General features: G+C 46.4%; 15 protein-coding genes. 12 read left to right on the forward strand and 3 right to left on the reverse strand.

Annotation, left to right across the window (positions count from 1 at the left end; all coding sequences use genetic code 11):
* The first annotated feature begins 9 nt into the window (after positions 1 to 9).
* The 6 genes from odhB (at position 10) to BM292_RS01290 (ending at position 6,529) form a co-directional block, all read left to right on the forward strand.
* On the forward strand, positions 10 to 1,545 hold the full coding sequence (gene odhB / locus BM292_RS01265) for a 2-oxoglutarate dehydrogenase complex dihydrolipoyllysine-residue succinyltransferase (RefSeq protein WP_092854515.1): 1,536 nt from the start codon (positions 10 to 12) through the stop codon (positions 1,543 to 1,545).
* 145 nt (positions 1,546 to 1,690) lie between these two features.
* Complete coding sequence (gene sucC, locus BM292_RS01270) at positions 1,691 to 2,857, forward strand: ADP-forming succinate--CoA ligase subunit beta (protein ID WP_092854517.1); 1,167 nt, start codon at positions 1,691 to 1,693, stop codon at positions 2,855 to 2,857.
* Positions 2,857 to 3,729, forward strand: coding sequence for a succinate--CoA ligase subunit alpha (sucD, locus tag BM292_RS01275; protein WP_092854519.1), 873 nt, complete (start codon positions 2,857 to 2,859; stop codon positions 3,727 to 3,729). Before sucC ends, sucD begins: the two co-directional genes overlap by 1 nt.
* Positions 3,730 to 3,816: 87 nt before the next feature.
* Complete coding sequence (locus BM292_RS01280) at positions 3,817 to 4,668, forward strand: DMT family transporter (RefSeq protein WP_092854521.1); 852 nt, start codon at positions 3,817 to 3,819, stop codon at positions 4,666 to 4,668.
* A 151-nt stretch (positions 4,669 to 4,819) separates the two neighbouring features.
* Complete coding sequence (locus BM292_RS01285; protein ID WP_092854523.1) at positions 4,820 to 5,104, forward strand: excalibur calcium-binding domain-containing protein; 285 nt, start codon at positions 4,820 to 4,822, stop codon at positions 5,102 to 5,104.
* 33 nt (positions 5,105 to 5,137) lie between these two features.
* Positions 5,138 to 6,529 (forward strand): COG3904 family protein, encoded by a 1,392-nt coding sequence (locus tag BM292_RS01290; RefSeq protein ID WP_092854525.1) that lies wholly within the window; start codon positions 5,138 to 5,140, stop codon positions 6,527 to 6,529.
* A gap of 86 nt (positions 6,530 to 6,615) precedes the next feature.
* Here BM292_RS01290 and BM292_RS01295 read toward each other — a convergent pair whose 3' ends face one another.
* Entirely contained in the window at positions 6,616 to 7,176 is a 561-nt protein-coding gene (locus BM292_RS01295; RefSeq protein WP_092854527.1) for an FMN-dependent NADH-azoreductase, read from the reverse strand.
* A gap of 136 nt (positions 7,177 to 7,312) precedes the next feature.
* Between BM292_RS01295 and BM292_RS01300 the strand changes: the two genes are divergently transcribed.
* The 4 genes from BM292_RS01300 (at position 7,313) to BM292_RS01315 (ending at position 11,382) form a co-directional block, all read left to right on the forward strand.
* Positions 7,313 to 8,245: a LysR family transcriptional regulator gene (locus BM292_RS01300; RefSeq protein WP_092854529.1), complete on the forward strand. Its 933-nt coding sequence runs from the start codon at positions 7,313 to 7,315 to the stop codon at positions 8,243 to 8,245.
* 86 nt (positions 8,246 to 8,331) lie between these two features.
* Entirely contained in the window at positions 8,332 to 9,558 is a 1,227-nt protein-coding gene (locus BM292_RS01305; RefSeq protein WP_092854531.1) for an acyl-CoA dehydrogenase family protein, read from the forward strand.
* Positions 9,559 to 10,626, forward strand: coding sequence for a phosphotransferase family protein (locus tag BM292_RS01310; RefSeq protein ID WP_245751789.1), 1,068 nt, complete (start codon positions 9,559 to 9,561; stop codon positions 10,624 to 10,626).
* 3 nt (positions 10,627 to 10,629) lie between these two features.
* Positions 10,630 to 11,382, forward strand: coding sequence for an SDR family oxidoreductase (locus BM292_RS01315; RefSeq protein ID WP_092854533.1), 753 nt, complete (start codon positions 10,630 to 10,632; stop codon positions 11,380 to 11,382).
* On the opposite strand, the gene BM292_RS01320 is transcribed toward BM292_RS01315, so the two are convergent.
* Both BM292_RS01320 and BM292_RS01325 read right to left on the reverse strand, forming a co-directional pair.
* On the reverse strand, positions 11,379 to 11,858 hold the full coding sequence (locus BM292_RS01320) for a hypothetical protein (RefSeq protein WP_092854535.1): 480 nt from the start codon (positions 11,856 to 11,858) through the stop codon (positions 11,379 to 11,381). The two genes, BM292_RS01315 and BM292_RS01320, sit on opposite strands and share 4 nt — an antisense overlap.
* Before the next feature lie 2 nt (positions 11,859 to 11,860).
* Positions 11,861 to 12,781, reverse strand: coding sequence for a pirin family protein (locus tag BM292_RS01325; RefSeq protein WP_092854537.1), 921 nt, complete (start codon positions 12,779 to 12,781; stop codon positions 11,861 to 11,863).
* Between the two features lie 159 nt (positions 12,782 to 12,940).
* Between BM292_RS01325 and BM292_RS11730 the strand changes: the two genes are divergently transcribed.
* Together BM292_RS11730 and BM292_RS01330 are read left to right on the forward strand one after the other, a co-directional pair.
* Entirely contained in the window at positions 12,941 to 13,105 is a 165-nt protein-coding gene (locus tag BM292_RS11730) for a hypothetical protein (RefSeq protein WP_177203770.1), read from the forward strand.
* Positions 13,106 to 13,109: 4 nt separating this feature from the next.
* The gene (locus tag BM292_RS01330; RefSeq protein WP_092854539.1) at positions 13,110 to 13,400 is read left to right on the forward strand and encodes a hypothetical protein; all 291 of its coding nucleotides are present in this window, start codon (positions 13,110 to 13,112) and stop codon (positions 13,398 to 13,400) included.
* Positions 13,401 to 13,414 lie beyond the last annotated feature (14 nt).

Consider the following 13,414-nt stretch of genomic DNA (forward strand, 5'->3'; position numbering starts at 1 on the left):
CAATTGACCATGGCTATTGATATTAAAGTTCCACAACTCCCTGAATCTGTTGCTGACGCAACAGTTGCTACTTGGCACGTGAAGCCAGGTGACAAAGTATCGCGCGATCAGAATCTGGTCGATATCGAAACCGACAAAGTGGTGTTGGAAGTGGTTGCACCTGCTGATGGCGTAATCGGTGAAATCATTGCTGAAGAAGGCGCTACTGTTGGTGCTGAAGAAGTTATTGGTAAGCTTGAAGAAGGTGACGGCGCAGCAGCTGAAAAATCTGAAACCAAGGCCGATGACAAAAAAGCAGAGAAAAAAGCGGATAAGCCAGCTGAGAAGAAAGCTTCTGGTTCAGGCGAAAAGCTTGAAGTTAAAGTTCCTCAGTTACCGGAATCTGTCGCTGACGCAACGATTGCGACTTGGCACGTGAAAGCAGGTGAAGCCGTGACTCGCGACCAAAACTTGGTCGATATCGAAACGGATAAAGTTGTTCTTGAAGTTGTTGCTCCGGCAGACGGTGTGTTAGCTGAGATTAAGCAAGAAGAAGGCGCAACTGTTGGTGCTGATGACGTCATCGGCATTGTTGAAGCCGGTGCTTCAGCAGATTCAAGTGATTCAGCCAAAGAATCTTCAAATGCTAGTAAAGAAGAATCTGCTGATGACGGTGATAGCGAAGTTGCAGGCCCTGCGGTACGCCGTATGTTGGCTGAAAATAACCTGAAAGTGTCTGACGTCAAAGGCACTGGTAAAGGTGGCCGTGTCACGAAAGAAGATGTTGAGAAGCATCTGAAAGACGGTGCGTCGAAGAAATCTGAGCCGGCTAAGACTGCTAGTGCTCCCGCACCAGTAGCTGGTGACCGTGACCAGAAACGTGTGCCAATGACTCGTTTACGTAAAACAATTGCGAAGCGTTTGCTTGAAGCGAAAAACGCAACTGCAATGTTGACGACTTTTAACGAAGTGAACATGAAGCCAATCATGGACTTGCGTTCGAAGTACAAAGACGAATTCGAAAAACGTCATGATACACGTTTAGGTTTCATGGGCTTTTACGTGAAAGCTGTAACCGAAGCGCTCAAGCGTTTCCCTGAAGTGAACGCGTCAATTGACGGCGACGATATTGTTTACCACAACTACTTTGATATCAGTATCGCAGTGTCAACGCCACGTGGTCTGGTAACGCCGGTATTACGTGACACCGATAAGATGAGCATTGCAGAAATCGAAAATGGTATTCGTGACCTCGCAATCAAAGGTCGTGATGGCAAGTTGACTATGGAAGATATGCAAGGCGGAAACTTCACCATTACCAACGGTGGTGTATTCGGTTCACTGTTGTCGACGCCAATTCTCAACCCACCGCAAAGCGCAATCTTGGGCATGCACAAAATTCAAGATCGCCCGATGGCGGTTGACGGTAAAGTGGAAATTTTACCGATGATGTATTTGGCATTGTCTTATGACCACCGCATCATTGACGGTAAAGAATCTGTTGGTTTCTTAGTGACCATCAAAGATTTGTTAGAAGATCCACAGCGTTTGTTGTTGGACCTATAACATAATACACAGCCGCTGTGTTGCAATTGCATGTCAATTCGAACAGCGGCTGTATTTTTTCCGCGCGAAACTGTAAAATACGCGCGAATTTTCGGGTAAGCAGCATGACGCTGCTTTTGTTGTTCAAACGAATCGGAAGATCATCATGAACTTGCATGAGTATCAGGCTAAACAACTCTTCAAAGAGTTTGGTTTGCCAGTATCTGAAGGCTTTGCAGTAGACACTGCAGACGAAGCCGTTGAAGCTGCCAAAAAAATCGGCGGTGATCGTTGGGTTGTTAAAGCTCAAGTACACGCAGGCGGCCGCGGTAAAGCCGGCGGTGTTAAATTAGTATCTAGCCTTGACGAAGTGCACGCATTTGCGAGCAACTGGTTAGGTAAAAACTTAGTGACTTACCAAACAGACGCAAACGGTCAGCCGGTTGCTAAAATCTTGGTAGAGAGCTTGACTGATATCGCTTCAGAACTGTACTTAGGCGCAGTTGTTGACCGTGCGACACGTAAAATCGTGTTCATGGCGTCAACCGAAGGTGGTGTTGAAATCGAGAAAGTTGCTGAAGAAACGCCAGAAAAAATCTTGAAAGCGGTGATTGACCCAACTGTTGGCGCACAGCCATACCAAGGTCGTGAGCTTGGCTTCAAATTAGGCCTAAACCCAGAGCAAGTGAAGCAGTTCACTAAAATCTTCTTGGGCCTAGCAAAAATGTTCGAGCAGTATGATTTCGCTTTGTTGGAAATCAACCCGTTGGTTATCACTGAGCAAGGCAATCTGCACTGCTTAGACGGTAAAATCAATATCGACAGCAACGCACTGTATCGTCAGCCTAAAATCCGCGAAATGCACGACCCGTCACAAGAAGACGAGCGCGAAGCACAAGCGGCTAAGTGGGAACTGAACTACGTTGCCCTAGACGGTAACATCGGTTGTATGGTTAACGGTGCTGGTTTGGCAATGGGTACCATGGACATCGTTAAGCTTGCTGGTGGCCAACCTGCAAACTTCTTGGATGTTGGTGGCGGCGCAACCAAAGAGCGCGTAACCGAAGCATTCAAAATTATCCTGTCTGATAGCGCTGTTAAAGCCGTATTGGTTAACATTTTCGGCGGTATCGTTCGTTGTGACATGATTGCTGAAGGCATCATGGGCGCAGTTGAAGAAGTTGGCGTGAAAGTTCCAGTTGTTGTTCGTCTTGAAGGTAACAACGCAGAACTAGGTCGTCAAAAATTAGCAGAAAGTGGCCTGAACATCATCGCAGCAGAGAGCTTGTCTGATGCTGCTGATAAAGTGGTTGCTGCGGCAGGAGGTCAATAATGTCTATCTTGATCGATAAAAACACCAAAGTTATCTGCCAGGGTTTCACTGGTGGTCAGGGTACTTTCCACTCTGAGCAAGCAATTGCTTACGGTACGCAAATGGTTGGCGGTGTAACTCCAGGTAAAGGCGGTCAAACGCACCTTGGTTTACCAGTGTTCAATACTGTACGTGAAGCGGTAGAAGCAACTGGTGCAACAGCATCTGTTATCTATGTACCAGCACCATTCTGTAAAGATTCAATTATTGAAGCTGCAGACGCAGGTATCGAGCTGATCGTTTGTATCACTGAAGGTATCCCAACACTGGATATGCTTTACGTGAAAGAATACTTGACGCACAAAGGCGTGCGTATGATTGGTCCTAACTGCCCAGGCGTTATCACTCCTGATCAGTGTAAGATCGGCATCATGCCTGGCCATATCCACAAGGCCGGTAAAGTAGGTATCGTATCGCGCTCTGGTACGTTGACTTATGAAGCAGTGAAGCAAACGACTGACGAAGGTTTCGGTCAATCGACCTGTGTTGGTATCGGTGGTGACCCAATTCCTGGTTCAAACTTCATCGATATTCTTGAAATGTTCGAGAAAGATCCTGCGACTGAAGCAATCGTTATGATTGGTGAGATTGGCGGTACTGCAGAAGAAGAAGCTGCGGAATACATCAAGCACAATGTTACTAAGCCAGTTGTTTCTTACATTGCTGGTGTTACTGCTCCTCCAGGTAAGCGCATGGGACATGCTGGTGCAATTATCTCTGGTGGTAAAGGTACTGCAGACGAAAAATTCGCTGCGCTTGAAGCTGCTGGTGTTAAAACCGTACGTAGCTTGGCCGACATCGGTAAAGCATTGCGCGAAAAAACTGGTTGGTAATTACTTCCAGTTCAGTCATGCTAAAAGCCGCTCAATTGAGCGGCTTTTTTGTTTTTAACAATCGACTTTGAAAATTGAGCGCAAACAATGAAAACAACCATGCTCTTTCTTGTTGCCCTGCTAGCATTTGCGGGTAACTCGATTATTGCTCGTTACGCTTTGCTAGATAATAGTATTGATCCCGCATCATTTATTTGGTTACGCATTGTTAGTGGTGCGCTAGCGCTATGGTTGCTGGTAGCAATTGTAGACCGATCATCATCTGCTAAGGCGTTGCAAACAAGAAAGGGTAATTGGTGGGGCGCACTAACCTTGTCGATATACGCAATTGCATTTTCGTTCGCTTATGTCGTGCTTGAAACAGGTTTTGGCGCATTAGTTTTATTTGCCGCAGTACAGTTATCAATGTTTGGTATTAATCTCGTACAGGGCGCCTCTGTGCGCGTTCGAGAGTGGCTGGGCAGTGCCATTGCGTTTGCTGGGCTGGCTTACTTAGTAGCACCGAGTTTGCAACTGCCGGAATCATGGTTATCGGTAGTGCTAATGATTATTGCTGGCACTGCGTGGGGTTTTTATTCAATTCATGGTCGCGGCAGTGCCACCCCATTAATCGATACAACCTATAACTTTAATCGCGCGATAGTCGTGGTTACCGTTGCCTTGATGTGGTTTCTACCCGATCTACATGTGACAAGCAAAGGTGTCGGACTTGCACTGTTGTCTGGTGCGGTGACGTCGGGTTTAGGCTATGCCGTTTGGTATTTGGTGCTACCACGTCTTCATGTGAGCACTGCAGCAATCGGGCAGCTGAGTGTTCCGCTAATCGCAACGGTTGGTGGAATTATCGTCGCCGATGAGACGATTACATCAAGACTTTTAATTGCCGCATTATTAATTATTGGCGGCATTCTCATTAACGTCCTTAAATTCCGCACTTGAAGCTTTACCTAATGATATAAGAGCGCCGTTAAATATTAAAAAATGGGTATTATTTTTATAAAATTGTAATATATGAATTTATTGTCTAAGATAAATCCATAACAAATGTGGTGTGATTGTTATTAACCCTGTTGTTAATGGGGAACGCCTCATGAAAAAAATAATATTAATTTGTGCGCTAATTCTTGCTATTTGGAATTACTTCGAAGAACAAAAACCTACGCCGGAAAACCGCAGTGGGCTCTTGAGCTATTTTGTACAGTCGGTAAAAGGTACGGTGGTTCAAAAGAAACCTGAGTTTCACTGTGATGGTCGCGTATATTGTGCGCAAATGAAATCTCGCGCAGAAGCTGAGTTCTTTTTAGAGTTCTGCCCAGGCACTTATCTAGATGACAATAATAATGGTATTCCGTGTGAAAACGATTCACGTTTTTGAATGCATCAAGTAGCTCAAGGAACTCGCTAAATAATGCTCGTTGCCCTGAAAAATATCATTCTTAAGCACTGGCGTGGCGATTATTCCCTTGGCTTCGCTTACTGGATTATTGGCGTCGGGCTGACGGTTGCGGTGTCGATTGGTGTCGCAATAACCAATGAGTTTGTCAGTTCCTATGCCGTAAGCTCAAGCCTGTTTGGGTCAATTCTGGTTCTTCTTTGCAGTCTCATTGTGCCGCTAACCATTTGGCAGCTCGTGGGAATTTGGCGTTCGGCAAAATACCATACTTCAGAAGGCGGTCGACTGCTTTGGGCTAATACAGCCAAAGTCATGGTGGTTCTTGCAGCTATCCGCGCTGTATTAGATTTCACCGCAATCGGGATCCCGCAGTTTAAAGAGGGGGTCGATTTAATGTCGAATGGCGATATGGTTGGGGATTTTGAGTTGCGAGTGCTGAATCAAGGCACCGAACTCGAACTCATTGGAAGCATGCCGTTTGGTACCACTGAGAGTGTTCGTGAAGTTGTGAAGCAGTATCCGTCGGTACAGGTCATTCATTTAAATTCAAAAGGTGGCCGAGTCAGTGAAGCGGTCAAGTTATACGAGTTTATTCAACAGCAACAATTCGATACCTATGTGGCGAGTGAATGCTCAAGTGCTTGTACGTTGGCATTCATGGGCGGGAATAAACGTTATTTAAGCAAACGGGGCATCTTGGGATTCCATAGCGCTTCGCTACCTACCCAGTCGAGTGAAAACCTCGCTCAATTAAATGATGAATTTAAACGTATTTATCGTCGCCATGGGGTTTCTGAGCAATTTATTCGTCATGCGGTTGGGGTGGATGGCGCGAGTATGTGGTATCCCGGACACATCGAGTTGATAGCATCGCGAGTTGTTGATGAGATTGTTGAGAGCGAACGATTTGCAAGTAGTAATGCGACGCCACAACTACAGAAATCGTGGCAACCTGAACATTTGCAGCAAGCGCCGGATGATGCATTAGTTAGATATTGGCAAAGCGTGGTGGATAATCTTAATTATTTAAACTTCACTAATTCACAGCAATGCGTTCAGTATTTATTTCCAGAATGGTTTGATTCTGCCTTAGCGTTGGAAACCGTATTACCTACAAATTTATACGCAACCCATCGTCGCGCTATTGAGCAGGTTATTGAAACCACTGATTTACAAGCCGATTATAAAGCGGTGTTTGGCAGTACGCCGGTGTTAGCGAATAATATGTTAGACAATATCTCGCGCGATAATCCGAATTATCGAAACATTATCGCTGATTCAGAGTCGTATCGCGCACAACCCAAACTGCTGTGTACCGCATGGATAACCTTGTATGAATCAGCATTACGACAAGAAACGATTGCTCAGCAAGCCGCCGTGCTTCGTTACTTGGCATACGACGAGTAATGGAGAAGTAAAAAAAAGCGCACCAAGGGTGGTGCGCTAATCACGACCAATCGGGGGAGGTCGTCGAACCGTCACTCAAATCTTAATTACAGTTCCGCTACCGCTTCTTCAGCAGCTGCTAATGCTTGTTGGCGGGGCTCGTCGCCTAAGTTAACACCCTCTGCACGAACCACGTGCACATCGGTAATACCAATGAAAGCTAATGCATTGCGTAGATAGCTCTCTTGATGGTCAAGTGCCGCCGCGTCGCCTTTGCTGTAGATACCGCCACGACCAGAGGCAATATATGCCGTTTTGCCCTTGAGCAGACCTTCAGGACCTTGCTCGGTATATTTGAAGGTGACACCGGCTTTCAATACGCGATCCAACCACGCTTTCAATTGCGTCGGAATCGTAAAGTTATACATCGGGGCACCAATCACTAACACATCGGCGGCCTGCAATTCGGCAATCAATTCGTCACTCAGCGGGTTTTCAGTTGCCAGTAATGTTTCGGCATCCAAATGTGGAATCGGATTCAAGACGACATCGCGATGGACGACTTCTGCTGGTTGTTGTGCTGTTAGATGCGTCACGATATCGCGACTAATTTTACGGCTAACAGATTGCTCAACAAAAATACCTGAATCAATATGTAAAATTTTCATAGAAACCTCTCTAATCATGTGCGCTGTGGTTTTTATTCAATGACGCTAGTTTAATGATGTTCCATTTATGATGGTAGTTAGCTATATTGGGAATTATCGTTCCATAAATGGAACACTTGCTTGGGGCAGCAATACAATGGCGATACCTGATTTAACGAACTACCTTATTTTTGCGCGCGTAGTGGCAACTGGCAGTATTAGTGCCGGCGCACGCGAGCTCAATATGCCGAAATCAACAGTCAGCCGGCGCCTTACTGAATTGGAAGAGGAACAGGGCGTTCGACTATTACACCGCAGCACGCGAGGTCTCAAGTTAACGGAGATTGGCCAAGCATTTTTGGTACATTGCGAAACACTCGTGGCGGCAGCTGAAGCAGCCCAGCAAGTGACACAGATGGTGCAAGAAACACCGCGCGGTGAAATCCATGTCAGCTCACCCTATGCCATCAGCCAAAGTATGTTAGTTACGCTATTGCCTGAGTTTTTAGCATTGTATCCAGAAGTTCGTATTAATCTGATGGTAACTAATCGGCCAGTTAACCTGATCGATGAAGGAGTTGATGTGGCATTGCGAGTACGCCCATTCATAGAGGATTCGTCACTTATTGCAAGGCCTCTTGCCGATTCCCCGAGTACACTGTTTCGTAGCCCTAATCGCGGTGATGTTGCGCGCATCGATAAACCATTGCGGCATCCTCTTGACCTTGTTCATTATCCGCATTTGAGTTTGCACTATACCAGTGGCCGTTATCGTTATGATTTAACCGCTCAAAGTGGCGAGAAGTTGACTGTCAGTTTCCGCCCGCGGCTAATTACTGATGACATGATTGTACTGCGCGAAGCAGCTATTGAAGGGTTGGGTATTGTGTCATTACCGAACTATTTAGGTGAACAAGCGGTGCAAGATGGCTTGCTTGAGCCGATATTGCCGGACTGGTCACTACCAGTGGGCATCATGCACATGGTTTATCCATACCGACGCGGACTATTACCAGCTGTACGCGTATTTATTGATTTTCTGGCAGAGCGGCTACCGGCTACGGCACAACGATCATTAAACACGACATAAAGACTTTTAATTTTTCGCTGACTCACTACAATCATTCAAACAGTCGTTTAAATAATAATGAATTTTCTGGACAGCAGGGTAGCCCTATGGACTTTACGCCAAGCAAAAAGACTCTTGAGTATCGCAAGCGTTTGATAGCGTTTATGCAAGAGCATATAGAACCCATCGAAGCCAATTATCATAAAGAAAATCGTCGCCTTAACCCTGATTCAAACTGGCGCCATTGGCAGGTGGCGCCAATCGTTAGGGAATTAAAAGCGAAAGCTAAGCAAGCAGGATTGTGGAACCTATTTCTACCTGATGAAAAATTAGGCGCTGGATTAACTACGCTTGAGTACGCACCCTTGGCCGAAGTTATGGGACACAGTCTATTAGCTCCCGAAGTTTTCAACTGCAACGCGCCTGATACCGGCAATATGGAAGTGCTCTATCACTTCGGTAGCGAAGCACAACAGCAACGGTGGTTAACCCCCTTGTTGAACGGCGAAATTCGTTCCGTATTTTGCATGACCGAACCTGATGTGGCCTCGTCAGATGCGACCAATATGCAGGCGAGTATTGTGGCTGATGGCGATGATGTGGTTATCAACGGTCGCAAATGGTGGTCTACCGGACTTGGACATCCACAGGCTAAATTTGCCATTGTCATGGGTTTAACCGATGCGGATGCGCCAAAGCATCAACGACATTCAATGATATTGGTGCCATTGGATAGCGCCGGGGTAACCGTTGAGCGTATGTTGCCGGCATTTGGTGAGTACGACGCACCCTATGGTCACGGTGAAGTGCTGTTTGATAATGTGCGGGTACCTAAAGAAAACGTGATTGGTGAACTTGGCGATGGCTTCAAGATTGCGCAAGGGCGACTTGGGCCGGGTCGTATTCACCACTGCATGCGTGCGTTAGGAGCAGCAGAGAAAGCGTTACAGTTGTTTATTCGGCGTGGACAGGAGCGCATTGGCTTTGGCAAGCCGCTGTTACAGTTAAATGGCAATCTCGAGCGCGTTGCAGATATGCGCATCGCGATCGATCAAGCTCGGCTATTAACCTTTTATGCCGCATGGAAGATTGATCAAGTTGGCGCCATGAAAGCACTCGCAGAGATTTCTGCGATAAAAGTGGCTGCGCCAAATGTACTCCAGCAGGTTGTTGACGAGGCCATACAAATTTATGGTGGCGCCGGCATGAGCCACGATACACCGTTAACCGCGTTATTCGCGATGGCACGTGCGTTGCGTATTGCTGATGGTCCCGATGCTGTGCATCGAACAACTATCGCTAAAGTTGAATTAGCGAAATATCGGGAGGCGTAGGTGCATAGCGATAAACTTGAAGACCAAGCCAGCGCCGTACGTAGCGGTGAAGAATTACCTGAAACAGTATTAGCTGACTGGTTACGTATGCAACTACCAGACTTGTCCGGTGAGATGCGAGTCACTCAATACAGTGGTGGCGCATCAAACTGGACGTATCGTTTGCAGTTCGATAATGCCGATTTGATTCTGCGCCGCCCACCGGCAGGTACAAAAGCAAAATCTGCTCACAATATGGGGCGTGAATATCGGCTTCAAAAAGCATTAAAACCAGTGTTTTCTTATGTTCCTGAGGTGCGTTTGTACACCGACGACAATAGCATTATAGGGGATGAGTTTTACGTCATGGACCGCGTTGCTGGCATCATTCCGCGCAAAAATATGCCACGGGATCTGGAGCTGAACGAAGCACAAACTCGCCAACTTTGTTTGAACGCGCTAGACGTTCTCATTGAATTGCATCAAGTCGACATAAACGCCGCTGGGTTGAGTGATTTGGCAAAAGGCGCTGGTTATACCGAACGTCAGGTTCGCGGTTGGAGCGAGCGTTACACCAAAGCAAAAACGTGGAATGTCCCCTCGGGCAAAAAGATTATGCATTGGCTGAATGCGAATATGCCAACGCATGAAACGATTTGTATGACACACAATGATTTTCGCTTCGATAATTTAGTGTTAGATACGAGTGACCCCACCAAGATTATTGGCGTACTTGATTGGGAGCTGGCCACTTTAGGTAATCCACTCATGGATCTTGGCAATAGTTTAGCTTACTGGATTCAGGCTGATGACGATCGAATTGCGCGTTCAACTAGACGCCAACCCACACATTTGCCGGGCATGCTAACACGCCAACAAGTAATTGAATATTACTGTGAAAAAATGGGTGTTAATGTCAAAGATTTTCGCTTTTATGAAGTGTTTGGTTTGTTTCGACTTAGCGTGATTGCACAACAAATTTATTTTCGTTACCACCACAAACAAACACGCAATCCAGCGTTCAAAAACTTCTGGTTCTTAGTGCATTACTTGCATTGGCGAGCTCGTAAACTGATAAAACAAGGATAATTAATGCGCAAAACAATTTTGATAACCGGTGCTAGCTCAGGTTTGGGTGAGGGGATGGCGCGTGAGTTTGCCAAGTATGGCCGTAATTTGGCTTTGTGCGCACGGCGTACTGAACGGCTTGATGCCTTAAAGCAAGAACTAGAGAAAGCCTACCCAGAAATTAAGGTTAGTGTGAAGGCTTTAGATGTGAACCAGCACGATGATGTGTTTGCGGTGTTTAAAGCCTTCAAAGAAGAGTTTGGCAGTATAGACCGAGTGATCGTTAATGCTGGAATGGGCAAGGGTGCATCACTTGGCACAGGGTATTTTTATGCGAATGTGCAAACCGCTCAAACCAATTTTGTTGCCGCTCTGGCCCAGTGTGAAGCTGCGCTTGAAATTTTCCGCGAGCAAAATAGTGGTCACTTGGTCACTATTAGTTCTATTAGTGCGCTACGCGGTATGCCGCGCGCAATGACTGTTTATGCGGCAACAAAGGCTGGATTGCTGGCACTTACAGAAGGTATCCGAGCCGATTTAATCAAGTCACGCTCGCCAATAAAAGTCAGTGCCATTCTTCCGGGTTATATTCGCTCAGAGATTAACGAGAAAGTTAAAAATACGCCATTTATGATTGATACTGAAACCGGTTGCCGGAAGCTCGTACAAGCAATTGAGAAAGAACCTGTGCAAGCTTATGTGCCAACTTGGCCGTGGGCATTTATCGGCTTCTTGATGAAGCGCTTACCACTGAAATGGGTGATGAAGCTTGGTTAAAGCGGACACTCTTTTTCTTCACGTTGAGTCGTGACGCTGATGGTTGCAGGTCGACCGTTGGCGTCATTGTAAATCACCGAGGCTTTCGCAATATTGAGATCGCCGCGGCTGTGACCGTGGTGGATAATCAATTCACCTTGGCGTTGCCACGATACTGTTAAACATGGCCCTTGCTCGGCTGTCGCAATACGTAGCCACTCATTAACTTTTGGTTCATAGAGCCATACTTCGAAGCTTTGCCAGTTGTTATTTGTACTGCCACGCTGACACTCATAGACATGAATTTCGGCGGCGCTATCGGTAGTTGTAATTAGCTGTAACGACTGGCAATTTGCAACCACAGGTGGATCCGGTTCAAACACCGTCAGTTTATAAATGAGAACCGCCGTAAACAACACCGCAAGTGTGATTCCCGCAGCGAGAAACCATAGTCCGAGTCGACGTGTGGCTCTACTGACAAAACGAACGAGTCCCATGACTAACCTTTTTTGGCATGATAATGTTCAACCGTACCAAACCGCTCATGCTTGGCGTCCCAATCTTGCTGTGCTTGCTCGACTCGTTGCTGTGAGGCACTGACAAAGTTCCACCACATTTTTACCGGTTGCTCAAATGTCTCACCACCCAATAAAAGCACTTGAGTGTCTGCCGCAAACTCGAGAACAAGTTTCTGACGATTACTGCCAAGGCTCAATAATTGATGCGTGCGCACGGTTTTATCGAGTGTTTCGAGTTGCCCGCTAATCACATACAGTCCGTACTCAAAGTCACGCTCTAGGTGCAGCTCAATGGCCGTTGTGCGCGGTGTTTGCAACAGCATTGCGATACTTGGGCTAAAGCTTAAAGCAGGACTATTCCAACGGCGTTGTGACGTTGCGTAACTACCGCAAATTAGCGTTGCGGTACAATCGCCCAGACTAAACTTTGGAACTTCTTGATAATGGTCAAAACGCGGTTCGGTTTGCTCATGTTCAGGTGGTAGCGCACGCCATAACTGCAAGCCGTGTAGCGGTTGGTCTGGATCATGGTCGGCGACTTCTGCGTGGGTAATGCCGCGACCTGCTGTCATTAAGTTCAGTTGACCACGGCGTAGTGGTTGTTCGTAGCCTAAACTATCTTGGTGTAATAGTTGTCCGGATAGCAACCAAGTGATGGTTTGCAGACCAATATGCGGGTGTGGTGGCACATCGAATTGGCGGTAGTTGGTAGGTGCAACGGGGCCGAAATGATCAAGAAAGCACCATGGTCCAAGCATTCGAATAGCTTTTTGCGGCAAAATCCGGTGCACGGCCAAATAGGGCGTTAATTGACGTTGTACCGATGCATAAATTGTTGCGTCATGTTGCAAGTGCTCGGATTCGCATGTTTCAAGTTGCGTTTCTTGTGCGGCTCGGGTCATAGCTGCCTCGTGGCTGATGTTAGTATTCCCATAAAAACTAGCATAAAAATCTCTCACGGCAGTATGGCACTCGCCCCGACAATAGTCGAATATAATGATTGAAGCCTTTCACGATGCTGAAGATTTAAGTAAGGTGTAGGTTCAAATAAGGAGATTGCGATGATTTATCCTCTCATCATAGCGGTTGTAGGTTTTGCTGCCATGCTCAGCGGTATTTGGGAGCAAACCTTAAGTACCATCATTGTCGGTATCATCATGCAATTAGTCGGTTGGATATGGTTCTTCTTAGTTTGGCGAAAAGAAAAACAAAAAGGGCAAACATAAGCTTATGAAAACAACTACTACAACACGAATTAGCGCACTCGCAATTATCGTTCTTGGTATACTGCTTGCAGTACTAGCACCAGCCGGAGAGGCAACGTCAAGTTACCGTCAATTAGGCGTTGTATTATTAGTGATTGGTGTGGTGTGGTTACTTCGCCAAAAACGGCCAGAACCTGCTACCGAAGAACGAGTAGAGCCTTATCAGCGGCCTGTTTTAAAGTGGTACCAATCACCTATTTTGTGGGTTCCGGTAGTTGCTGCAGTTATTGCAATCTTGTCCTGGATATTCATCTAGACCAACTGATATAG

This window comes from Pseudidiomarina tainanensis, assembly GCF_900115255.1.
In the GTDB taxonomy this organism is placed as follows: domain Bacteria; phylum Pseudomonadota; class Gammaproteobacteria; order Enterobacterales; family Alteromonadaceae; genus Pseudidiomarina; species Pseudidiomarina tainanensis.

Coding starts and splice junctions, on each gene's coding strand:
- odhB (WP_092854515.1), top strand. CDS start 10: ATGGCTATTGATATTAAAGTTCCACAACTCCCTGAATCTGTTGCTGAC.
- sucC (WP_092854517.1), top strand. CDS start 1,691: ATGAACTTGCATGAGTATCAGGCTAAACAACTCTTCAAAGAGTTTGGT.
- sucD (WP_092854519.1), top strand. CDS start 2,857: ATGTCTATCTTGATCGATAAAAACACCAAAGTTATCTGCCAGGGTTTC.
- BM292_RS01280 (WP_092854521.1), top strand. CDS start 3,817: ATGAAAACAACCATGCTCTTTCTTGTTGCCCTGCTAGCATTTGCGGGT.
- BM292_RS01285 (WP_092854523.1), top strand. CDS start 4,820: ATGAAAAAAATAATATTAATTTGTGCGCTAATTCTTGCTATTTGGAAT.
- BM292_RS01290 (WP_092854525.1), top strand. CDS start 5,138: ATGCTCGTTGCCCTGAAAAATATCATTCTTAAGCACTGGCGTGGCGAT.
- BM292_RS01295 (WP_092854527.1), bottom strand. CDS start 7,176: ATGAAAATTTTACATATTGATTCAGGTATTTTTGTTGAGCAATCTGTT.
- BM292_RS01300 (WP_092854529.1), top strand. CDS start 7,313: ATGGCGATACCTGATTTAACGAACTACCTTATTTTTGCGCGCGTAGTG.
- BM292_RS01305 (WP_092854531.1), top strand. CDS start 8,332: ATGGACTTTACGCCAAGCAAAAAGACTCTTGAGTATCGCAAGCGTTTG.
- BM292_RS01315 (WP_092854533.1), top strand. CDS start 10,630: ATGCGCAAAACAATTTTGATAACCGGTGCTAGCTCAGGTTTGGGTGAG.
- BM292_RS01320 (WP_092854535.1), bottom strand. CDS start 11,858: ATGGGACTCGTTCGTTTTGTCAGTAGAGCCACACGTCGACTCGGACTA.
- BM292_RS01325 (WP_092854537.1), bottom strand. CDS start 12,781: ATGACCCGAGCCGCACAAGAAACGCAACTTGAAACATGCGAATCCGAG.
- BM292_RS11730 (WP_177203770.1), top strand. CDS start 12,941: ATGATTTATCCTCTCATCATAGCGGTTGTAGGTTTTGCTGCCATGCTC.
- BM292_RS01330 (WP_092854539.1), top strand. CDS start 13,110: ATGAAAACAACTACTACAACACGAATTAGCGCACTCGCAATTATCGTT.